A 22772-nucleotide genomic window follows, 5' to 3' on the forward strand; every position below is an offset into this window, starting at 1 on the left:
AAACAGTATACCAAACGAACGGTTTGCATAGCCAGACTTTTTACTCATTTTCCTGCTGGAATTTCTTCATGAACGCCGCTAGTTTTTCACAGTCTTCAAGAGACACCGCGTTATAAATAGAAGCGCGGCAGCCTCCCACTGAACGGTGTCCGCCAAGGCCGACCATCTTCGCATCTTGTGCTTTTTGAACGAATGTTTTCGTTAATTCGTCATCCCGAAGCGTGAAGGTCACATTCATGCGTGAGCGGCTGTCCTTTCTGGCATGTCCTTTATAGAATCCGTTGCTTTCATCAATACAGCTGTAGAGAACCTGCGCTTTTTGTTCATTGCGCTGTTCAGCGGCTTCCACACCGCCGTTTTCCTTCAGCCACTCCAGAACAAGGCTCAGCATATAAATCGCAAATGTCGGCGGAGTGTTGTAGAGTGAATCCGCTTTGACATGCGTGGAATATTTCAAGATTTTTGGGACGTTCGCATTTTCATTTTGCAGCCAGCTTTTTTTCATGATAACTACAGTCACGCCGGAAGGGCCGAGGTTCTTTTGGGCGCCTCCGTAGATCACGTCAAATTTGGACACATCGATTTTTCTGCTCAAAATGTCGCTGGACATGTCGGCGACGAGCGGAATTGGGGAATTCGGGAACTCCTGCCACTGAGTGCCGAAAATCGTATTGTTGGATGTGATGTGTAAATATGCGCCGTCTTTTACATCCGTAAGGTCAATCTCCGGAATATAGCTGTAATTGTCTGTTTCACTTGTAGCGGTGATAGACGTGTTCCCGAACAGTTTCGTCTCTGCCAGTGCTTTTTCAGACCAAGCGCCTGTCATGACAAAATGCGCGGTTTTTTCAGGTGTTAAAAAGTTCATCGGAAGCATTGAGAATTGAAGGCTCGCCCCGCCTTGAAGAAACAAAATATCGTAATCTTCCGGAATGCCCATCAGTTCGATTAAGAGGTTTTTCGCTTTTTGGTGCACCGCTTCATACTCTTTGCTGCGGTGGGAAAGCTCCATAACAGACATGCCGGATTCGTTAAAATCAATAAATTCTTTCTGTGCTTTTTGCAGAACTTCCAATGGCAGCGCTGCAGGACCTGCGTTAAAATTCGTTGTACGTTCCATCATGATCTCTCCCTGTTTTCCACGTTAATGTATAAAATAATACAATTATCCTATCACAAAAATTCAGTTTTTTGATAAAAAATTAGAATTATCAAAAGAAATTGACGGATGTTTGCGAAATGTTCACAAATAAAATAACCTCATCTTATGATGAGGCCAGGCGTTTTGCGATAGAGGAAGAGATATTCTGCAGATCCTCCGGTTTATAATCATCAGCATGCGTTTTCCAAACCGCTCCGAATCCATCTCCTTTTCCATAGCGGGGGATAATATGCATATGGTAGTGGAACACAGATTGTCCAGCTTTTTCGCCGTTATTATTCAGCGTATTTAAGCCGATCGGTTCAAATTCATCCCGGATAGCGCGGGCGATTTTCGGAACAGCATGGAAATATTGTTTTGCTAATTCATCTGTAAATTCATACACATTCTCAATATGTGTTTTCGGAATGACAAGCGTATGGCCTTTTGTCACTTGGCTGATATCAAGAAAGGCAAGTACATGTTCATCTTCATACACCTTCGCGGATGGAATGTCGCCGGCGATAATTTTACAAAAGATACAATTCTCTGCACAATGCATGAGGGTTCCTCCTTATGAAATTGTTTAATATGTATACACTCATCGTACCACAGAAATGCAGAAAATAGAAAACAGGATGAACGGCGAGCGTTCACCCTGAATGCAGAGGAAGAGCTTATATGAAGAAAATGTGTTATGCCTTTGGTAAGCACCTCATTTGTCAATAAAATGAAGACTTGTTTAATGCCTAACGATTCCTGCGATAAACACCTCATTTGACAATTTGCTTCATACATGAAGAATTCATCAATTCAGTGAAGAGAAATGGTTTGAGCATTGGACATGTTTATTTTCTATCCAACTGTTTCTAAGACGTCTTTGACAAACACCTCATTTTTCAGTTGATATGCTTTTCCTCTACGACTATTATGATGTCCAGAACCCTGTCTCTTTATGACAGCAAAATCATCATTTGTTAAAAGGGAATTGTTTCAAATCAAGCCTTGTTTTTGGTACTATGAAGAAAAACACTATAAGGGGAGAAACTATGTCTCTGCTATCGGTAAATGACTTAACCGGCGGATATACAAGAAATCCGGTTTTAAAAAACGTATCATTCACCCTTGAACCGAATCAAATAGTCGGCTTAATCGGGCTGAATGGTGCTGGCAAAAGTACAACAATCAGACACATCATCGGGCTGATGGACCCGCATAAAGGTTCAATCGAATTAAACGGTAAAACCTTTGCTGAGGATCCGGAAGGCTACCGTTCACAATTCACCTATATACCTGAAACACCTGTTTTATATGAAGAACTGACTTTGATGGAGCATCTTGAATTGACAGCCATGGCATATGGCCTGTCAAAAGAAACAATGGAGAAAAGGCTGCCTCCGCTATTAAAGGAATTCCGAATGGAAAAGAGATTGAAGTGGTTCCCGGCCCATTTTTCCAAAGGGATGAAGCAGAAGGTAATGATTATGTGCGCATTTTTGGCAGAGCCTGCGCTCTACATTATTGATGAGCCTTTTCTGGGGCTTGATCCGCTTGCCATTAACGCGCTGCTTGAGCGGATGAATGAAGCGAAAAAAGGCGGGGCGAGCGTGCTGATGTCAACGCACATTTTGGCAACGGCAGAACGCTATTGTGATTCGTTTATTATTTTACATAACGGCGAGGTGCGGGCGCGCGGCACGCTGTCAGAGCTCAGAGAGCAGTTTGGAATGAAAGACGCGGCTCTGGACGACTTATATCTTGAGCTTACAAAGGAAGACGCTGGCCATGAATAATATGCTTGATATTTGGCAGTCGCGGCTGCAGGAGCATATCAAAGAAACAAGAACATACATGAAATATATGCTCAACGATCACCTCGTCATTGTTTTGATCTTTTTTCTAGCGGGCGCTGCAAGCTGGTACAGCAAATGGATACGGGACATCCCCGCTCACTTTCCATCCTTTTGGGTGATGGCCGTGCTGTTTTCGCTCGTGTTGACAAGCTCTTATGTGCGAACGCTTTTGAAGGAGGCTGACCTAGTTTTCTTATTGCCTCTTGAATCAAAAATGGAGCCTTACTTGAAGCAGGCGTTTGTCTACAGCTATGTGTCTCAGCTGTTTCCGCTGATTGCACTGAGCATCGTTGCGATGCCGCTTTATTTTGCAGTCACCCTGGGGGCTTCACTCGTTTCGTATGCCGCGGTCTTTGTCCAGCTTTTGTTGCTGAAAGCGTGGAATCAGGTGATGGAATGGCGCATGACCTTCCAAAACGACCGCAGCATGAAGCGGATGGATGTCATTATTCGCTTTGCGGCGAATACGCTCGTTCTTTATTTTGTTTTGCAATCTGTTTATATGTATGCGCTTCTTGTCTATGTCATTATGGCTGCTCTTTATCTGTATATGTCTTCGGCAGCAAAACGGAAAACGTTTAAATGGGAGAGCCATATCGAGTCCGAATTGAGACGCAAGCAGCGTTTCTATCGGATTGCCAACCTGTTCACTGATGTGCCGCATTTACGAAAGCAAGCGAAACGCAGAGCGTATCTTGACTTTTTGCTGCGGCTCGTGCCGTTTGAACAGCGCAAAACATTTGCCTATATGTTTACCCGCGCCTTTTTGCGGTCGAGTGATTATTTGGGCATTCTTGTCAGGTTAACGATCATTTTCGCGCTGATCATCATGTATGTCTCAGCCAGCCCGCTGATTGCAGGGGTTTTGACTGTGTTTGCCATTTTCATTACGGGTATTCAGCTTCTGCCGCTCTTCGGCCACTTTGACCATCTGGCGCTTCAAGAGCTGTACCCTGTGAAAAAAGAAACGAAGCTGAAAAGCTATTTCTCTCTATTAAAAACTGCACTTAGTGTTCAAGCGCTGCTGATGTCTGCTGCATCTGCCTATGCAGCCGGCTTGACCGGTTTTGTTTACGCGCTGATCGGTTCTGCCGTTCTGATTTTTGTTGTTCTGCCGTCTTATATGACAACCAGACTGAAAAAACATGGCAAGCTGTGAGCTTAAAAAAGGGGTAGTTAAATGACAGATAATCAGCTGATGCAGGAAGCCCTTCAATGGAAAATGCATTTTTTGCGAAAGGATTCCATGTTTGAACGCTTTTCGAAGCGTGTGCAAACGAAGGTGAATGAGCGGATTCCTGAAAAAATCCATACGGTCGTCACTGAGAGCGTGAAAAAAATGGTGGAAGCGACGATGGCGGGCTCCAATATTATTACCTATAAGAAGGATACAAGCACACTTTCGCTAAGTGAAAAGAACGAACTGGCGAAGAAAACGATTGCTTCTTATCAGAAGGTGGCGGCTGCTGAGGGGGTCGGCACCGGAGCAGGCGGCATATTTTTAGGCATTGCCGATTTCCCGCTGCTGCTTTCTATTAAGATGAAGTGTTTATTTACTTTATCCTCAATTTATGGCTTTGATGTAAAGGATGCACAAGAAAGAATGTTCCTGCTGCTTGTGTTTCAGCTTGCGTTTTCGAGTGATGATGGCCGAAAATCGCTTTTTTCTGTCATCGAAAATTGGGAGACGGAGAAAAAGAGCATCGACTGGAGAGTGTTCCAGCAGGAATATCGCGATTATATCGACGTCGTGAAGTTTTTTCAGCTTTTGCCGGGCGTAGGAGCGGCAGTCGGCGGGATTGCCAATTATAAACTGCTGGCTCAGCTTGGTGAGACGGCAAGACACGTTTTTCATCTGAGGATAATAAAGGAAACAGCCGGAGAATAAACATTCCCGGCTGTTTTTTTATAGCTTATGGTAGGTGATCGCGGCGCCTGCAAGGACCTTGGCTGCTGTCAGCATTGCTTTTTCATTAATATCAAATTTCGGATGGTGATGGGAATAGACCCGCTCTGGCTGTTCAAGAGCGGCACCTGTAAAGAAAAAAGTGCCTTTCACGTTTTGTAAGTAATAAGCAAAATCCTCGCCGCCCATTTGCGGTTCACCGGCAATGACCTGCTGAACACCCTCTATGTTTTTGGCGATGCTGGCCAAGTGGCTCGTTTCTGCAGGATGGTTCACAACCGCCGGATAGCCCCGTTCATAGTTATACTCATAGGACGCGCTGTGCATACTGCAAACCCCTTTTACAACCGCTTCAATTTCTTTTTCCAGAATGTCTTGGACATTTTCATCAAAAGAACGTGCTGTACCGATGAGTACTGCTTGGTCTGCGATAACATTAAATGGATTGTCTGCGATAAAGGAGCCTGTCGAAATGACGGCGGATTGAATGGGATTGACCTTGCGGCTGACAATGTGCTGCAAAGAGGAAACGATTTGTGAACCGATCAGGACGGCGTCTTTTGTATCATGCGGATGAGCACCGTGGCCGCCCTTTCCAAGGACTTTAATCGTAAATCGGTCCGCCGCTGCCATTACGGCGCCGGGGCGGCAAAGAATGGTTCCGAGCGGTTCGGTTGCCCAAAGATGAGTGCCGAATATCACATCCACGTTTTCGAGACAGCCGTCATCAATCATTGGCTTTGCGCCTCCTGGATAATATTCTTCCGCATGCTGGTGGATCATCACAAAAGTTCCCTTCAGCTCATGTCTGTTTTGGTGAAGAACCTTGGCGACTGCGAGAAGAGTTGCCGTATGGCCGTCGTGGCCGCATGCGTGCATGACACCGGGCACTTTGGAGGCGTAAGGGACGTCTTTTTCATCTTGAATGGGGAGAGCGTCAAAGTCAGCCCGCAAAGCGACTGTAGGACCTGGTTCGCTTCCTTCTATATATGCTAAAATCCCTCTGCCGCCGACATTCGTGCGGATTGGGACTCCTAGCGATTCATAATAGGAAGCAATAAATGCGGCGGTTTTTTCTTCTTGAAACGAGAGCTCAGGATACATATGGAAATGGCGCCTGATCTCAATCATTTCTTCAAAACAGCTGTCGAGCTGTTTGTTTATCTCTTTCTGCAGTGTGGATATGGACAAAGCCGCTTCCCCCTTTTCTATGCTTTTCCATGATTGTATAGGAAAATTCTGAAAACTTCAACTTACGCTGTTTTAAAGCATCATCACGGCTGCGATTGTTGTCACGAAAAGGCCAATCGCGACGGGAATGAAGTTTTTTCTGGCTAATTCAAATGGATCAACTTTGCAAATGGCCGCAGCAGGAATCAACGCCCATGGGACAAGTGTGCCTCCGCCCACCCAAATGGCAGAGATTTGTCCGAGTGCGGTCAGGACGGCGGGGTCGGCATGGAGAGCGGACGAAAAGAGCTTTGCAATGGAGCCGGCGAGAGAAATGCCTGAAAATCCGGAGCCGTCGAGGCCTGTTATGGCTCCAGCGGCAGTTAATGCAGCGGCGGCAAGCTCCTTTGACATAGGCATCATATGGGATAAAGCAATGCCGAGATCGTTGACAATGCCGTGGGAACCTTTAGGGAGTGAAGCGCCTATTATGCTTTCATAGCCCGAGTCCCCAAGATAAAAGAAAGCGGCAATCGGGATGACGGGGCCGAAAACCTTAAAACCGAACTTAAACCCGTCAATAAAATAGCCGGTGATTTTTTCAAGCCCTTTATGCTTATACACGAGAAAATGAACGGTTAGGAGGATACAAATCGCAGACCCGCCAATTAACGCGGTTGCATCATTTCCCTGCAGGTTAAACAAGAGCATGCAGGCAATATCAGCAAGAAAGACAAGCGGAATCAAAAAAGCCAGAATGGACCGCATGCGTTTTGGCAAGTACAGTGAGTTGTCTTGTTCGCCGGAAAAAACGGGGGAAAAAGAAGCGGGATGCTCCTGTTTTCTGTTCTCGCGCTGAATCATGATAAAGGCAGCGGTTGTTGTTGTTACACCCATAATCAGCACAAGCGGAATGCTGGCCGAGACGACATCACCCACTGGAATGCCTGCTGCATCCGCAGTCAGCTTTGGCGCCGCCTGAATGACAAAGTCTCCTGACAAGGCAAAACCATGTCCGAATAAGTTCATGGCCATGGCTGCTGCAAGAGGCGTCAAACCGGCGCGTGCGGCTGCCGGGAGCAGGACGGCGCCGATCAAAGCGACACCCGGAGAAGGCCAGAAGAAGAGAGAAATGGCGAACATCAGGCCTCCAATCAGCCAGTAGGCAGTCACGGGCCCTTTCACAAGGCTTGTAAAGGGAGAAATCATCGCTTCATTTATCCCTGTTTTTGTTAATAAATCACTCATCGAAACGATAAAGCAAATGATGAAAATCGTGGGCAGCAGTTCGCCGGCCGCATAGATAAAGCTGTGGAACAAGCTGCTGACAGAAGCTGAAAGTGAATGGCTGGCCCATAGCGATATGATAAAAATGCCGAATAAGGAAATAAAGGTTGTATCTTTCTGCAGCAGCATAAATAGGATAATCGCCCCGATAAACAACACGTACAGAACATGGATAGCCAAAATCCCGACTTCCATCATTAATCACTCCTTCCGCTTCCTACAGATTATTCATAGGCGGGCGGAAGGTGCGGGACAGAAGTCTGGGTTATGATGGAAGATGAACATTGATCTGTTTCAGCTGCTCAATCAGATGATGCCTTAATACTCTATTCGCTTTTTGCAGATGTTTTGGGAAGCATTCAGGAGAAAAAATGACGCACCCTTCAGCAAGCCACTGTTTTCTGTAGGCGATGATGCTTTCCGCAGGTTCTAAATATGAACCATCCTCGTGCTGCATCTCGTACTCGTCAAATCCGAACTGAAAACCGCAGCACGGGCAGATTTCATGAGAATGATGGCCTTCATGATCATATGGCGGTTCCGTCAATCCCTTAAACCCGCAGACTGGGCAAGTATGCTTCATTATGCTTTCCTCCCAATAAATAAGCTGCCGGACATGCCGGCAGCTATTCGACAGCGAAATATGTGGTGACGTACGAAGGCCGGGAGAAGATCGACGTCGTGTCAATTCCGGCAGACGTGCCACGTTTTTTGTGGGCTTCCTTGTAAGAACCGGACTGCTGCCAGTCTTGAAAGGCACTTTCCGTTTCCCACAATGTCAGAATGACATAGGTGTCACTGTCAAGCGGACGGAGCACTCGAATTGCTTCAAAGCCAGGCTCATTTTCGACTTTTCCCGCTCTGTTTTTAAATCTGTTTTCAAACAGCGGTCGCCCTTCCTGAGTGACGGCAATATTGTTCAATACTGCAAAACCGGGATGCTTGATCTCTCCGACTTGGTCAATGACTTCATAAGCATGTGGTGCCTGGAAAACGGTATCTCCGTTTGTTTCATGAATCAAAATCGCGTTTTCCTGCCCCTGCATCAAAAGGATATGCTCTGAGGGATGCTTCTCAACGATCTTTTTTAAAAAATCGGCTGTCCCATATGTAATATAAACCTTCATATCAGCCACCTCCTGCTTGCTAGTATACCAAAACAATGGTATAAGTTTCTATTGGCGAGTGCTTCGAACATAATTCCAAACAATTTTTCCCATACTACCCTTAGAAAGGCGAGGTGAGTTCATGTTTAAGATAAAGAAAAAGAAACTTTTTATACCTATCATTATTTTAGTGTTAACTGCTTTTCTCGCTTTAATAGGATATATTTCAATTATTTTTCTCGGCCATTATGTCATAGATGAAAAGAAGCTGATACTTCATGCCTCTTCAAAAATTGTTGATCAAAACGGCGATGAGGTTGCAAGCCTGTATACAGAAAATCGCGAGCCGGTTTCGATCAATGAGATTCCCAAGCAAGTCAGAGAAGCGTTTATCGCTGTTGAGGACAAAAGATTCTATGAGCATCACGGCATTGATGCGAAATCTGTCGGAAGGGCAGTGTACCGCGATATATTAGCAGGCGGAAAGGTGGAAGGCGGAAGCACAATCACCCAGCAGCTTGCCAAAAATATTTTTTTGACACATGACAAAACGTTTCTAAGAAAAACAAAAGAAGTGATCATTGCGATCAATCTTGAACGGGATTACAGCAAGGACAAGCTGCTTGAAATGTATTTGAACCAGCTTTACTTCGGACACGGGGTCTACGGCATACAAGCGGCGTCCCACTATTATTTTAATAAAGAAGTAAAAGATTTGACTGTATCTGAAGGCGCTGTTTTGGCCGCTATTCCAAAGGCGCCTTCTACGTACTCTCCGATTTTGCACCCTGATAAAAGTAAGGAGCGGCGTGATACAATTCTAGGTATGATGAATGACCAAGGCTATATCAGTGCGAAGGAGGCTGTCACCGCGCAGGGCCGGACGCTTGGGCTGCACGTGAAGAAACAGTCGGAAACACCTTGGTTTGACAGTTACATTGACCTTGTGATCAAAGAGGCAGAAGACAAGTATTCGATTTCCGGAGAGCAGCTTCTTCAAGGCGGATACACGATCAAGGTGCCGCTTGATTCGAAGCTGCAGAAGACGGCTTATCAGGTGATGAAAGAGGGAAGCTATTATCCCGGAACAGATCAGAATGTCGAGGGAAGCGCGGTCTTTATTAATAACAAGACAGGCGGTGTAGAAGCGGCCATCGGCGGAAGGGATTACACATCCAAAGGATATAACCGTGTCACAGCTGTCCGCCAGCCGGGTTCCACATTTAAGCCGCTCGCAGTATACGGACCGGCGATGCAGGAAAAGAAATTTAAGCCATATTCTCTATTGAAGGATGAGTTGCAGTCCTACGGAGATTATACGCCGAAAAACTATGACAGCCGGTATGAGGGCGAAGTCACTATGTCTGATGCCATTACGTATAGCAAAAACGCGCCGGCTGTCTGGACGCTGAATGAGATCGGCGTCGAAACAGGAAAATCTTATTTGAAAGCAAACGGCATTGATATTCCTGATGAAGGGCTTGCTCTTGCTCTAGGCGGCTTGGAAAAAGGCGTTTCACCGCTTCAGCTTGCCGGCGCATTTCATACATTTGCCGCGAATGGGACGTATACTGAACCGTTCTTTATCTCAAGCATAATAGATGAAGACGGGGAAACAATAGCCGATCATAAAGGAGAAGGAAAACGGGTATTCAGCAAGCAGACGTCCTGGAATATGACAAGAATGCTGCAGCAGGTAGTCAAAAAAGGAACGGCCACGTCTGGCACCTATCACGGCGACCTGGCGGGAAAAACAGGTTCTACAACTTATACAGGCGTCTCCGGCGCGACAAAGGACGCCTGGTTTGCTGGCTATACGCCGAAAATAACCGGGGCAGTCTGGATGGGCTATGACAAAACGGACCGCAATCATTATTTAAAATCCGGGAGCTCGTACCCGACGCGGCTGTTTAAGGATATTTTGACACAGGCAGGAGAAACCGGTGCTGTGTTCACAAAGCCTAAAAACGTCAAAGAACTGGAAAGTCCGATTGAGCTGAAGCCGGTCAAAACACTCACAGCCGATTACACATTTAAAGCAGCGGGGCTCTTTACTATTGAATTAAAGTGGGATGCCCAAGAGGATGATCGGGTTGTATACAGAATTTATGTAAACAAGGACGGAAAGGAGACGCTTCTTGATTCGGTTGAAGGGAAGGGGAGCTATGAAATCCCTTATGCCAACTTGTTTTCGGGCGCGTCTTATAAAATTGTGCCTTATAATTCACAAACAAAAAGAGAAGGGGAAGGAACCGATTACGTTCAGCCGAAATTGTTTTCCTCTTAATGGAATTCGGCGATTTTTTGAACTTTGAGCTTCATTTCTATACCATTTGCCTAAAACAAGGTATAGTGTAATAAGTCAAGAAATACGAACGTATGGTTGCAGTATGAAAGGTGGAAATCAGATGAGTAAACGAGAAACGTTTAACGAGACGTTTTTAAAAGCTGCGCGGGGAGAAAAAGCGGATCACACGCCTGTGTGGTATATGAGACAAGCAGGGCGCTCACAGCCGGAATATCGCAAGCTGAAGGAAAAATACGGATTGTTTGAGATCACCCATCAGCCCGAACTTTGTGCGTATGTCACAAGACTGCCGGTTGAGCAATACGGAGTCGATGCTGCAATCCTATATAAAGATATCATGACTCCGCTTCCGTCAATTGGTGTGGATGTTGAAATCAAAAACGGGATCGGCCCTGTGATTGATCAGCCAATCCGGTCTCTGGCGGATATTGAAAAACTAGGCCAGATTGATCCGGAACAGGACGTGCCGTACGTGCTTGAGACGATTAAACTGCTTGTCAATGAGCAGCTGAACGTCCCGCTCATCGGTTTCTCAGGTGCGCCTTTTACGCTTGCCAGCTATATGATCGAGGGCGGCCCATCTAAAAATTACAATAAAACAAAAGCCTTCATGTACAGCATGCCGGATGCATGGAATCTGCTGATGTCCAAGCTTGCCGACATGATCATTGTGTATGTGAAAGCGCAGATTAAAGCAGGCGCAAAAGCGATTCAAATCTTTGATTCGTGGGTCGGCGCGCTGAATCAGGCAGATTACAGAACATACATCAAACCTGTGATGAACCGGATCTTTTCAGAGCTTGCCGGGGAGAATGTGCCGCTGATCATGTTTGGCGTTGGTGCAAGCCATCTGGCAGGTGACTGGCATGACCTTCCTCTCGATGTTGTAGGGCTGGATTGGAGACTCAGCATTGATGAAGCCAGATCAAAAGGAATCACCAAAACAGTGCAAGGCAACCTGGACCCGTCCATTTTGCTTGCGCCATGGGACGTCATTGAGAAGAAAACGGCGGCAATACTTGATCAAGGAATGAAATCGGACAACTTCATTTTTAACCTGGGACACGGGGTATTTCCAGACGTCAGTCCTGAGGTTTTGAAAAAACTGACAGCATTTGTCCATAAATATTCACAAAACAAGAAAATGGGTCAATATTCCTAAGCATATCTTTTGGTATCATGATGATATCCTGTCAAAATGTTTGTATCAGATCATTAAAGAGGGTGTAAACAGTGAGTAGAAAGAAAATGGGGCTTCTCGTGATGGCGTACGGCACGCCTTATAAAGAAGAAGATATCGAACGTTATTATACACATATCAGAAGAGGCAGAAAGCCTGAACCTGAAATGCTTCAAGATTTGAAAGACAGATACGAAGCAATTGGCGGCATTTCACCGCTTGCCAAAATCACAGAAGAGCAGGCACATAATCTGGAACAGCACTTGAATGAGATTCAGGACGAGATCACGTTTAAAGCGTATATCGGACTGAAGCATATCGAGCCATTTATTGAAGACGCTATAGCAGAGATGCATAAAGACGGCATTACAGAAGCAGTCAGCATCGTGCTGGCGCCGCATTTCTCCACGTTCAGCGTTCAGTCCTACAATAAGCGTGCCAAAGAAGAGGCTGAAAAACTCGGCGGTTTAACGATTACGTCTGTTGAAAGCTGGTACGATGAACCGAAGTTCGTTAAATATTGGGTTGACCGAGTGAAGGAAACATATGCGTCAATGCCTGAGGATGAAAGAGAAAATGCGATGCTCATCGTATCCGCGCACAGTCTGCCGGAAAAAATCAAAGAATTTGGAGACCCTTATCCGGACCAGCTTCATGAATCGGCGAAATTGATTGCTGAAGGCGCAGGCGTTTCCGAATATGCTGTCGGCTGGCAAAGTGAAGGGAACACGCCTGATCCATGGCTCGGACCTGATGTTCAGGATTTAACTCGCCATTTATTTGAACAAAAAGGCTATCAAGCGTTTGTATATGTTCCTGTCGGGTTTGTCGCGGATCACTTAGAAGTGCTTTATGATAATGATTATGAATGCAAAGTGGTTACAGACGATATCGGCGCAAGCTATTACCGGCCGGAAATGCCGAATGCCAAGCCTGAGTTTATTGATGCTTTGGCAACAGTCGTATTAAAAAAATTAGGACGTTAAAGAAGGCGATGAACATGAGTGACGGAAAAAAACATGTAGTCATCATCGGCGGCGGCATTACCGGTTTAGCCGCCGCCTTCTATATGGAAAAAGAAATCAAAGAAAAGAATCTGCCGCTTGAACTGACACTTGTTGAGGCAAGTCCGAGAGTCGGCGGAAAAATCCAGACTGTCAAGAAAGACGGCTATATCATCGAAAGAGGGCCAGACTCATTTCTGGAACGGAAGAAAAGCGCCCCGCAGCTTGTTAAAGATTTAGGCCTTGAGCATTTGCTTGTCAACAATGCGACCGGACAATCCTATGTGCTTGTAAACCGCACCCTGCATCCAATGCCGAAGGGCGCTGTAATGGGGATACCGACAAAAATTGCGCCGTTTGTTTCTACGGGTCTGTTTTCCTTGTCCGGTAAGGCGAGAGCTGCTATGGATTTCATCCTGCCTGCAAGCAAAACAAAGGATGATCAGTCATTGGGAGAATTTTTCCGCAGACGTGTCGGAGATGAAGTGGTCGAGAACTTAATCGAGCCGCTTCTCTCAGGGATCTATGCAGGCGACATTGATAAGCTCAGCCTGATGTCGACATTCCCGCAATTTTACCAGACGGAACAAAAGCATAGAAGCCTGATTCTCGGCATGAAAAAAACAAGGCCTCAAGGCTCAGGCCAGCAGCTGACGGCAAAGAAACAAGGACAGTTCCAGACTCTGTCAACCGGATTGCAAACCCTTGTTGAAGAGATCGAAAAGCAATTAAAGCTGACGAAGGTGTATAAAGGCACAAAAGTGACCAAGCTCAGCCGTGGCGGCTATGGCTACTCGCTTGAACTGGATAACGGTGTCACACTTGATGCTGATTCAGTAATTGTGACTGCTCCGCATAAAGCGGCTGCGGGAATGCTTTCTGAGCTTCCTGCCATTTCCCATTTGAAAAATATGCACTCCACATCCGTGGCAAACGTCGCTTTAGGCTTCCCGGAAGGCGCCGTCCAAATGGAGCATGAGGGAACGGGCTTTGTCATTTCAAGAAACAGTGATTTTGCGATCACAGCCTGTACGTGGACGAACAAAAAATGGCCGCACGCAGCGCCGGAAGGCAAAACGCTGCTTCGGGCATATGTCGGAAAAGCCGGAGACGAATCGATTGTCGATCTATCAGATAATGACATTATCAACATTGTGTTAGAAGACTTAAAGAAAGTCATGAACATAAACGGCGAACCGGAAATGACATGTGTCACCCGATGGCATGAAAGCATGCCGCAGTATCATGTCGGCCATAAGCAGCGCATCAAGGAACTGCGTGAATCACTGGCAGCCGCATATCCGGGTGTTTATATGACAGGCGCTTCTTTTGAAGGTGTCGGAATACCCGACTGCATTGATCAAGGAAAAGCTGCCGTGTCTGACGCGCTTACCTATTTATTCAGTTAAAACCTCCGCCATAAAGCGGAGGTTTTTTTATGCTGTGCGATGGCAATATTGTGTAAAAAAATGATTGAATTGAGCAGCAGGTTATGATACATTTGCATATGTACTTAATGACTGAAATGTTCAAACGGTCAGTTTTGGGGTGATATACGATGTCAATAGATCGAAAAAAGCTCATTTTGGAGGCGGCTACAAAGTCTTTCACGCAGTTCGGGTATAAAGCGACGACCATGGACCTTGTCGCAAAGCTTGCGAATGTGGGGAAGGGAACCATTTATACTTTTTTCAAAAACAAAGAAGAACTGTTTGACGAGATTTTCACAACTTTATTGAAGGAAATGAAGCAAAAAGCGGATGAAGCGATGGAGCCGAACCTTCCGTTCCATGAAAATGTGCACAGAGCGCTGTTTGCCATTCTGGAGTTCAGGAAAACACATCAGCTGACGATTAAGATTTTCCAAGAGAATGCCGAGATTGGTACAATGGCAGTTCAGGAAGTGATCCAGAAAATGGAGCAAGCCATACTGTCTTATATCAAAAGTAAGATTGAAGACGGGATCAAAAGCGGCGCAATCAAGCCTTGCGATCCTGAATTGACGGCCTTTGTGATGCTGAAGCTTTATATCGCGCTCATTTTTGACTGGGAAAAACAACATCCCCCGCTTGATAAAGAGACAATTGCGGAACTGCTTGAATTGTATGTTGTCAATGGATTGTCAGCCAACTAGATAATCCTTTCTCTTTGCAAGAAAATGACCATTTTTCATGATGAGTCAGTTTTAGAATGGAGGCATCAGGATGAACACAATACGAAGTCAGTGGAAAGACATCGTAACAAGTAAAAAATTATTGATTCCCATCATCGCCATTTTGTTTGTCCCGCTTATTTACAGCGGCGTATTCTTAAAGGCTTATTGGGACCCGTACGGCACAGTTGACCAGCTGCCTGTCGTTGTCGTCAACCAAGACAAGGGCGCAACGTATGAAGGAGAAAAACTTCAAATTGGTGATGATCTGGTCAAAGAATTAAAGGATAATAAAAACTTTGATTGGCATTTTTCCAATGATCTAGACCAATCGTTAAAGGACTTATTAAATCAAAAATATTATTTAGTTGTCGAGATTCCTGAGGATTTTTCTAAGAATGCCAGCACTGTGTTGGACAAAAATCCGAAAAAATTGGATCTGAAATACCATACAAATGCCGGTTCCAACTATGTAGGGGCAACGATCGGCGAAAAAGCGATTGATAAACTGAAAGCCTCTGTGTCTAAAGAAGTGACCGAGCAATATACGAAAGTTATTTTTGATAACTTTAAAGATATCGCAAAAGGGTTGAGCGACGCGAGCAGCGGCGCGAAAAAAATTGATGACGGCACAAAGGATGCGAAAAACGGAAGCGCCCAGCTGAAAGGAAATCTGGCGAAGCTGAAGGAAAGCACCGCTACCATCAGTGACAAAACAGCGCAGCTTGCAGATGGAGCGGCTCAGGTGACGAGCGGCATCCAATCACTTGACAGCTCGCTCGGTAAATTCCAGGACAGCAGCAACCAGATTTATGATAAATCTAGTCAGCTTGCAGCAGGATCAGGCAAGCTGACGGGCAAACTGAATGAATTGAATGCCGGCCTTCAAAAGGTGCAGCAGGGCTTGCCTAATCTTACAAACGGGCTGGATCAGCTCAACAGTAAAGCGCAAGAAGGTTCTGAAAAAGCAGCAAAAGCGGAAAAACTCATAAATGCGCTCGATTTAACACAGCTTGAAACAGCTGTGAACAATCTGGAAAAGTCAGAAACTGCGATGAAGGAATTTAAAAAACAGCTGTCTGACTTTGAAAACAGCTTGAAAAACCGTGATCAGGCATTCAAAAATCTCATCAACTCGAGTGATTTCTTAACAGCGGAGCAAAAAAGCCAGCTGATTAATTCTGTTGAAAAGCAGCTTCCGCAAGTTGATGCGCCTGATTTTGATGAAATTTTAAGTGGACTTCCTACAGCTGATCAGCTGCCTGACATCGCAACGATAAAAAGCTCATTGGAAGATGTGAAAGCGGAGGTTGCCCAGGTGAAGGCATTGCCGGAAGCTACCTCTAAGCTTTATAACGGTGCAAAAGCCACTCAAGACGCGATTGACCAATTATCTGCTGGATCTGAGAAAATATACAATGCGTCACAGCAGGTGACAGATGGCCAAACTAAACTGACAGCCGGCATTGGTGAATATAATAAGCAGTTCGCAAAAGCAAAAGCGGGCTCAGAGCAATTGGTGACAGGAAGCAGCCAAGTATCCGGCGGATTGTTTAAGCTGTTAGACGGGTCTAAACAGGTCCAAAGCGGATCATCAAAACTGGCCGACGGATCTGCATCACTTGATACAGGCTTAGGCAAGCTATTGGACGGCACAGGGGAGCTGTCTAATAAGCTGAAGGATGCGGCAGATCAAACAGGAGATATCGATGCTGATGATCAAACATACGGCATGTTTGCGGATCCGGTGAAAACCAAAGATGATGCCATTCATTCCGTTCCTAACTATGGAACAGGGCTGACACCTTATATCCTGTCAATGGGCTTATATGTCGGCGGCATCATGCTGACGGTTGTCTTCCCGCTGAAGGAGGCGTCAGGACGTCCGAGAAACGGTTTTGAGTGGTTCTTCAGCAAATTCAATGTCATGATGCTTGTTGGAATCATTCAATCGCTGATTGTGGCGACAGTTCTTCTATTGGGAATTGGGCTCGAGGTAGAGAGCACGTGGAGATTTTACGTGTTTACGATTATTACAAGTCTCGCTTTCCTAGCGATGATTCAATTTTTGGCTACCACAATGGGCAACCCTGGACGTTTTATCGCAGTCATTATTTTAGTGCTGCAGCTGGGAGCAAGCGGAGGAACCTTCCCGCTGGAATTGCTTCCGAATTTCTATCAGGTCATTCACGGCGCATTGCCGATGACCTACAGCATTAACGGATTCAGAGCGGTCATTTCAAACGGGGACTTTGGCTACATGTGGCAGATGGCCGGCGTCTTAATCGGCATCGCCCTTGTCATGATTATCTTAAGCATTACCTACTTTACAGTGTTAAGCCGGAAGGAAAAAACATCGGAAGAACAGCCGGCTTCATAAAGAAAAAGAACTTGTTTCCTTGGAAACAAGTTCTTTTTTTTGTTACATTCCCCATCTAATAAGCAATCCTGTATAGGTTAATCCGCCGCCAAATCCAAAAAGCATCACGGTTTGATCTTTTTTCAGCTTCCCTGCTTTCACTGCGAGATCAAGCGCCAAAACAATGGAGACCGAAGAAGTGTTTCCATAGTATTCAACACTAGTGAGCGTTTTTTCAATCGGGAAAGGTGTTTTTTCACAAATTGACTCGATCATGCGCAAGTTGGCGCTGTGAGGAACAAACCAATCGAGACCATCAGAGCTGAGTCCTGCTTTATGTAAAAGCCGTTCAAATTCGCCAGGGATTGTTCTTACGGCCCATTTATATACTTCGCGGCCGTTTTGGACCATTTTCCCGGAGCCAGCAAGCTCCACACCGTTTATTTCATTTCGCAGTCCGGCACGATACAAAATATCGCCTCCGTTCCCGCTTGTTCCTTGGACAGAGGCAAGAAATCCTGGCGCCTCTTCCTCTCGCTCCACTAACAGCGCACCCGCGGCGTCGCCGAACAGAACGCATGTCGTTCGATCGGTATAATCCGTTACCTTTGACAATGTCTCCCCGGCGATGACGAGAATTTTTTGATGAAGGCCGGATGTGATCAATCCATTTGCCAAATGAAGACCGTATGTCAGTCCGGCGCACGTCGCATTAATATCCAGCGCGCCGGTGTTTTCCCAGCCGAAATATTCCTGTACGCGGCATGCCGTACTCGGAAAGGCGTAATCGGATGTTGTTGTGGCAACGAGGATCATATCGACATCATCAAGTGTGCCTTTATAGCGGCTCTTGAGGTCCTTCACTGCTTCGATGCATAAATCAGAGGTGAACTGCTGTTCATCTGCAATCCGGCGTTCTCTCATGCCTGTACGCTGAACGATCCATTCATCAGATGTATCAACGATCTTTTCTAAATCAGCATTGGTTAAGCGTCTGCTCGGCGCATATGTGCCGATAGCTGTAATTTTTGCTTTTGACATATGAATCACTCCTTATGATCAGATTATAACACTAGATATTAGTATCTGGTACTAAAAAGAAGGTTTTTTGATAAAAAAAGAGAAGTGTAGGATAGGGAAGCTATGAAATAGAAAAAGGAGGCTGAAAAATGGTCAGTCAAGAAGCAGTAGTCTTTTTGGCGTTATCCGGGGCTATTGCGTTTCTGTTGCCGATCGGGCTGATTGTGTGGTTTAAGCGGAAATATGGCGCCTCGCTTAAAGTGTTCTTTATTGGCGCTCTTACGTTTTTTGTCTTCGCACAGCTGCTGGAAGGCGGCGTTCATCTGTATGTACTGCAAGTGAATGAAGTGACGAAAGAAGCGATGCAACATCCTTTGTGGTATGGCATTTACGGCTGCTTGATGGCCGGCATTTTTGAGGAGTGCGGAAGGTATTTGATGATGCGATTTTTTATGAAGCGCCATCATACTTGGGCGGATGGCCTGGCTTTCGGGGCAGGCCATGGCGGGCTTGAAGCCATCCTGATTACAGGTTTGTCCTCTATCTCACTTATTGTATACGCATTTGCTATCAATAGCGGGACGTTTGAACAGCTTTTGGTCAATGGCGACGTCAAACAGGCGCTTTTGCCGATACAGGAGCAGCTGCTGCATACCCCTTCGTATGAATGGCTGCTGGGCGGAATAGAAAGAATCAGCGCCATTGCTGTCCAAATCGGGCTGTCGCTGCTAGTCCTGTACGCGGTTAAAAGCCGCCGGCCGCTGTTTTTGCTGTATTCTATTCTTTTACATGCACTGTTTAATGTCCCGGCGGTTTTATATCAAAGAGGAATCGTAGAGCATGCCGCTGCTGTTGAAATCATTGTTGCTTTTATGGCTGCTTTATCAGTGTATTGGATTGTAAAAGCAAAAAGGCTGTTTCAATAAAAGGTCCAAGCAGCAGCAAAGCCCGCTTGGAAAAATGTGAATGGAAATATTCATTAAGCATGGGTCATCAGAATATTTCTGATTCAGTCTTTAGCAATGACAGCAAGAATGTCTGTGTTTTTTACAAGAGAAACAATGGTGTTTCTTTTTCTTCTTCTCGCAAGGGTCATGGCATTCTTTCTTTTTCTTGCAATGGTCGTGGAAATCTTTATCGAACCACTCGTCAAAGAACCAAAAATCATCGAACCAATCGTGACAACGACATTTCTGTTCATGTGAATGACGACAGCACATAGAAATCCCTCCTCTTCCCATGCTCTCTACAGCATATGAGAGATTGATAGGAAAAGATTGGACGGGTCCCTCGGTAAAAGAGTATATTTTAAGTAGAAAATAAAAGGAGGAATGCCCTATGACGTCCGTACGTAAAACGATGGAGCTCATTAAAGAACTGGTATCGATCCCAAGCCCGACAGGAAATACATATGAGGTAATTAATTATATTGAAAGCCTTTTAAAAGAATGGAAGGTAGAAACGGTTCGGAACCACAAGGGCGGCTTACTTGCAACGCTTCCAGGACGCGACACATCCCGGCATCGCATGCTGACGGCGCACGTTGACACCCTCGGCGCTATGGTGAAGGAAATTAAAGCGGACGGCCGGCTGAAAATCGACTTAATCGGCGGGTTCCGCTACAACTCGATTGAGGGGGAGTATTGCCAAATTGAAACCGCCTCAGGAAAAACGTACACAGGCACCATTTTAATGCATCAAACGTCTGTGCACGTATACAAAGACGCGGGAAAGGCCGAGCGGAATCAAGAGAATATGGAGATCCGCCTAGATGAACCTGTTCACTGCCGAAAAGATACGGAGGAGCTTGGCATTGGTGTCGGAGACTTTGTGTCGTTTGATCCCCGTGTCGAAATCACATCAAGCGGATTTATTAAATCGCGCCATTTGGATGACAAAGCAAGCGTCGCCTTATTGCTCCGCTTAATTCATCAAATTCAAACAGAAGACATTGAACTGCCGTATACAACCCATTTTCTTATTTCCAATAATGAAGAAATCGGATACGGCGGAAATTCGAATATTCCTCCTGAAACGGTCGAATATTTGGCGGTTGATATGGGAGCTATCGGAGACGGACAGGCCACAGATGAATATTCAGTATCAATCTGTGTGAAGGATGCGAGCGGGCCGTATCATTACCAGCTCAGAAAACATTTAGTTCAATTAGCCGAGAAGCATCATATTGACTATAAGCTTGATATCTATCCGTACTACGGGTCTGATGCGTCAGCAGCAATCAAATCCGGGCATGATATTGTGCATGGCCTCATCGGGCCGGGAATTGACGCTTCCCATGCATTTGAACGCACCCATAAATCATCTCTTCGCCATACCGCTAAGCTTCTGTATTACTATGTACAGTCACAAATGGTATAAGGGGGGAAGGGCGAATGAAGATTTATAAGCTGAAAAGCATATTCGGCTGGGAAGGTGATGACGGGCTGGGAGAACAGCTGATTCAGCAGATCATTGCCGGAGAAAAAACAGCCACGTGCGCGCCGAGATCATTATATTCAAAAGATGAATTGAGGGACGTTTATCAAACAGCTGGTCAGCTTGTTACCGTTTATGATAAACATGACAATCCAAGATGCAATATAAAAGTGACAGACGTCTTTGAAACCACCTTTGGTGCGCCTGATATGAGGTTAGTCAAAGGAGAGGGCAATGGAGACCGAATTGACGAATTTCAAAAGGATCATCGGATGGCTTGGGCGGAGCTGATTAAAAACGGTGACCTGGAGCTGAATGAAGATACGGTTTTGATTACAGAGCTTTTTGAGCTTGTTCAAGACTAAAAAAGCCTGCGGGATAAGAATCCCGCAGGCTTTTCATTAACCGGAAATGGTTGCGTTTTGCTCTGTTTTCGATTGGGACATAACAGCTTCTGCTTTCGCAGGGTTAAACATGCCTTCCCATTTAGACATCACAACAGCAGCAAGCGCGTTACCAGTCAGGTTGACCACTGTACGTGCCATATCCATGATACGGTCTACGCCGGCAATAAAGGCAAGTCCCTCAGCCGGAACGCCGATGGTGCCAAGCGTCGCAAGCAAGACAACAAAAGAAGTGCCAGGCACGGCAGCCATCCCTTTAGATGTCACCATTAAGACAAGCACAAGCGTAATTTGGTGCCAAATTGTCAAATCAATTCCGTATACCTGTGCCAAAAACAGCGCGGCAATGGATTGGTAGAGAACGGAACCGTCTAAGTTAAACGTATATCCGATCGGAATCACAAATGAAACAATGCCTTTCGGGCATCCGATTTTCTCCATTTTTTCCATGATGCGCGGAAGAACCGTTTCAGAGCTTGATGTACTGAACGCCAGTAAGATCTCATCCTTCATGTAAGCAAGGAATTTGAAGATGCTGATGCCGGCCATTTTTGCGACAATTCCAAATACGACAATTAAGAAGAAAGCAAGTGCGACATACACCAATCCGACGAGCTTTCCGAGAGAGATAAGAGAACCGAGCCCGAATTTCGACACAGTCACTCCGATTAGCGCGAAAACGCCGAACGGCGCCACTTTCATCACAAGGTTTACAACGTGGAACATGGCATGGGATACACCTTCAAAAAAGGCTAAAACTGGCTTGCCTCTTTCACCGATCGCGGAAATACCCAATGCAAATAGTACTGTAAAGCAGATGATGGCTAGAAGATCCCCTTCGACCAACGACTGGAAGAAGTTTGTCGGCACAATATGGAGGAACGTTTCCGCCACTGATTTATTACTTTGTTCTTTTTCGGTTTCAACATATTGACTGATGTCCGATTTTTGAGCTTCGTGTATATTAACTCCTGTACCCGGATGGAAGATGTTTGCAAGGGCTAGTCCGAGAATAATAGCAAAAGTCGTGATGATCTCGAAGTACAGAATCGTTCTGAAGCCTAGTTTACCGACTTGCTTTCCATTTCCTGCACCGGCTACACCGATGATTAAGCTGGAGACAACAATAGGAATCACTATCATTTTGATTAAGCGTAAAAAGAGATCCCCAATTGGCTGCAGGTAAGTAGGCAATGCTGGGTTGCCATACCAAATGACGCCAACAATAACACCTAGAATAAGTCCAACGAATATTTGTGTGGCTAATCCAAACTTAATTCTTTTCATAGATTACCTCCCAAAAAACAAAGTATCAACATATATCATGAATAGACATATATTTAATCTCACTATTAGATCAAATTATAATAGATAAGAAATGAATTCGTCTACAGTAAATTATATTTAGAAAATAAAGAATATTCAGTGATGACACGATAATCACCA

At 45.4% G+C, this 22772-nt stretch carries 20 protein-coding genes and 1 pseudogene; 12 read left to right on the forward strand and 9 right to left on the reverse strand.

Annotated elements, in window-relative coordinates; genetic code table 11:
- Positions 1 to 40: 40 nt before the first annotated feature.
- Entirely contained in the window at positions 41 to 1120 is a 1080-nt protein-coding gene (gene serC, locus CDO84_RS04555) for a 3-phosphoserine/phosphohydroxythreonine transaminase (RefSeq protein ID WP_040083565.1), read from the reverse strand.
- 145 nt (positions 1121 to 1265) lie between these two features.
- Positions 1266 to 1703 (reverse strand): HIT family protein, encoded by a 438-nt coding sequence (locus tag CDO84_RS04560; protein WP_003233231.1) that lies wholly within the window; start codon positions 1701 to 1703, stop codon positions 1266 to 1268.
- Positions 1704 to 2190: 487 nt separating this feature from the next.
- On the opposite strand from CDO84_RS04560, the gene ecsA reads away from it, so the two are divergent.
- Genes ecsA through CDO84_RS04575 form a run of 3 tightly spaced genes read left to right on the forward strand, consistent with a single transcriptional unit; the run spans position 2191 to position 4882 of the window.
- Positions 2191 to 2934, forward strand: coding sequence for an ABC transporter ATP-binding protein EcsA (ecsA, locus tag CDO84_RS04565; protein ID WP_014663403.1), 744 nt, complete (start codon positions 2191 to 2193; stop codon positions 2932 to 2934).
- Positions 2927 to 4153, forward strand: a complete 1227-nt coding sequence (gene ecsB / locus CDO84_RS04570; protein ID WP_040083563.1) for an ABC transporter permease EcsB — start codon at positions 2927 to 2929, stop codon at positions 4151 to 4153. Before ecsA ends, ecsB begins: the two co-directional genes overlap by 8 nt.
- A gap of 21 nt (positions 4154 to 4174) precedes the next feature.
- Positions 4175 to 4882: an EcsC family protein gene (locus tag CDO84_RS04575; RefSeq protein WP_040083561.1), complete on the forward strand. Its 708-nt coding sequence runs from the start codon at positions 4175 to 4177 to the stop codon at positions 4880 to 4882.
- Between the two features lie 18 nt (positions 4883 to 4900).
- Here the strand turns inward: CDO84_RS04575 and sndC are convergent, their stop codons facing one another.
- The 4 genes and pseudogenes from sndC to hmoB all read right to left on the reverse strand — a co-directional run bounded on the left by sndC (position 4901) and on the right by hmoB (position 8484).
- Complete coding sequence (sndC, locus tag CDO84_RS04580; protein ID WP_040083560.1) at positions 4901 to 6091, reverse strand: N-acetyl amino acid acetylase SndC; 1191 nt, start codon at positions 6089 to 6091, stop codon at positions 4901 to 4903.
- A gap of 72 nt (positions 6092 to 6163) precedes the next feature.
- On the reverse strand, positions 6164 to 7555 hold the full coding sequence (locus CDO84_RS04585) for a hypothetical protein (protein WP_082033028.1): 1392 nt from the start codon (positions 7553 to 7555) through the stop codon (positions 6164 to 6166).
- Between the two features lie 67 nt (positions 7556 to 7622).
- Positions 7623 to 7940 (reverse strand): annotated as a pseudogene (locus CDO84_RS04590) (hypothetical protein).
- 43 nt (positions 7941 to 7983) lie between these two features.
- Positions 7984 to 8484, reverse strand: coding sequence for a heme-degrading oxygenase HmoB (gene hmoB / locus CDO84_RS04595; RefSeq protein WP_014663410.1), 501 nt, complete (start codon positions 8482 to 8484; stop codon positions 7984 to 7986).
- Positions 8485 to 8605: 121 nt separating this feature from the next.
- Here hmoB and CDO84_RS04600 point away from each other — a divergent pair, with 121 nt between their 5' ends.
- From CDO84_RS04600 to CDO84_RS04625, 6 genes are all read left to right on the forward strand, one after another.
- The gene (locus CDO84_RS04600) at positions 8606 to 10750 is read left to right on the forward strand and encodes a transglycosylase domain-containing protein (protein WP_040083556.1); all 2145 of its coding nucleotides are present in this window, start codon (positions 8606 to 8608) and stop codon (positions 10748 to 10750) included.
- A gap of 121 nt (positions 10751 to 10871) precedes the next feature.
- A complete protein-coding gene (gene hemE, locus CDO84_RS04605; RefSeq protein WP_040083554.1) occupies positions 10872 to 11933 on the forward strand; it encodes a uroporphyrinogen decarboxylase in 1062 nt (353 codons plus the stop codon).
- 71 nt (positions 11934 to 12004) lie between these two features.
- Positions 12005 to 12937, forward strand: a complete 933-nt coding sequence (hemH, locus tag CDO84_RS04610; protein ID WP_040083553.1) for a ferrochelatase — start codon at positions 12005 to 12007, stop codon at positions 12935 to 12937.
- Positions 12938 to 12951: 14 nt separating this feature from the next.
- Positions 12952 to 14364 carry a protoporphyrinogen oxidase gene (hemY, locus tag CDO84_RS04615; protein ID WP_040083552.1) on the forward strand — a complete coding sequence of 471 codons (1413 nt, stop codon included), beginning with the start codon at positions 12952 to 12954 and terminating at the stop codon, positions 14362 to 14364.
- 149 nt (positions 14365 to 14513) lie between these two features.
- Positions 14514 to 15089, forward strand: coding sequence for a TetR/AcrR family transcriptional regulator (locus tag CDO84_RS04620; protein ID WP_040083551.1), 576 nt, complete (start codon positions 14514 to 14516; stop codon positions 15087 to 15089).
- Positions 15090 to 15159: 70 nt separating this feature from the next.
- Positions 15160 to 17487, forward strand: coding sequence for a YhgE/Pip domain-containing protein (locus tag CDO84_RS04625; protein WP_040083550.1), 2328 nt, complete (start codon positions 15160 to 15162; stop codon positions 17485 to 17487).
- Positions 17488 to 17529: 42 nt separating this feature from the next.
- On the opposite strand, the gene fabHB is transcribed toward CDO84_RS04625, so the two are convergent.
- A complete protein-coding gene (gene fabHB, locus CDO84_RS04630) occupies positions 17530 to 18507 on the reverse strand; it encodes a beta-ketoacyl-ACP synthase III FabHB (RefSeq protein ID WP_040083549.1) in 978 nt (325 codons plus the stop codon).
- Positions 18508 to 18635: 128 nt separating this feature from the next.
- Between fabHB and CDO84_RS04635 the strand changes: the two genes are divergently transcribed.
- Entirely contained in the window at positions 18636 to 19412 is a 777-nt protein-coding gene (locus CDO84_RS04635) for a YhfC family intramembrane metalloprotease (RefSeq protein WP_040083548.1), read from the forward strand.
- 83 nt (positions 19413 to 19495) lie between these two features.
- On the opposite strand, the gene CDO84_RS04640 is transcribed toward CDO84_RS04635, so the two are convergent.
- The gene (locus CDO84_RS04640; RefSeq protein ID WP_003245634.1) at positions 19496 to 19687 is read right to left on the reverse strand and encodes a hypothetical protein; all 192 of its coding nucleotides are present in this window, start codon (positions 19685 to 19687) and stop codon (positions 19496 to 19498) included.
- A gap of 137 nt (positions 19688 to 19824) precedes the next feature.
- On the opposite strand from CDO84_RS04640, the gene CDO84_RS04645 reads away from it, so the two are divergent.
- Positions 19825 to 20865, forward strand: coding sequence for a M42 family metallopeptidase (locus tag CDO84_RS04645; RefSeq protein ID WP_014663420.1), 1041 nt, complete (start codon positions 19825 to 19827; stop codon positions 20863 to 20865).
- Positions 20866 to 20879: 14 nt separating this feature from the next.
- The gene (locus CDO84_RS04650) at positions 20880 to 21287 is read left to right on the forward strand and encodes an ASCH domain-containing protein (RefSeq protein WP_040083546.1); all 408 of its coding nucleotides are present in this window, start codon (positions 20880 to 20882) and stop codon (positions 21285 to 21287) included.
- 36 nt (positions 21288 to 21323) lie between these two features.
- Here CDO84_RS04650 and gltT read toward each other — a convergent pair whose 3' ends face one another.
- Positions 21324 to 22613 carry a glutamate/proton symporter GltT gene (gltT, locus tag CDO84_RS04655; RefSeq protein WP_014663422.1) on the reverse strand — a complete coding sequence of 430 codons (1290 nt, stop codon included), beginning with the start codon at positions 22611 to 22613 and terminating at the stop codon, positions 21324 to 21326.
- Positions 22614 to 22772: the final 159 nt, after the last annotated feature.

This window comes from Bacillus sp. MD-5, assembly GCF_002201875.1.
Taxonomy (GTDB): domain Bacteria; phylum Bacillota; class Bacilli; order Bacillales; family Bacillaceae; genus Bacillus; species Bacillus stercoris.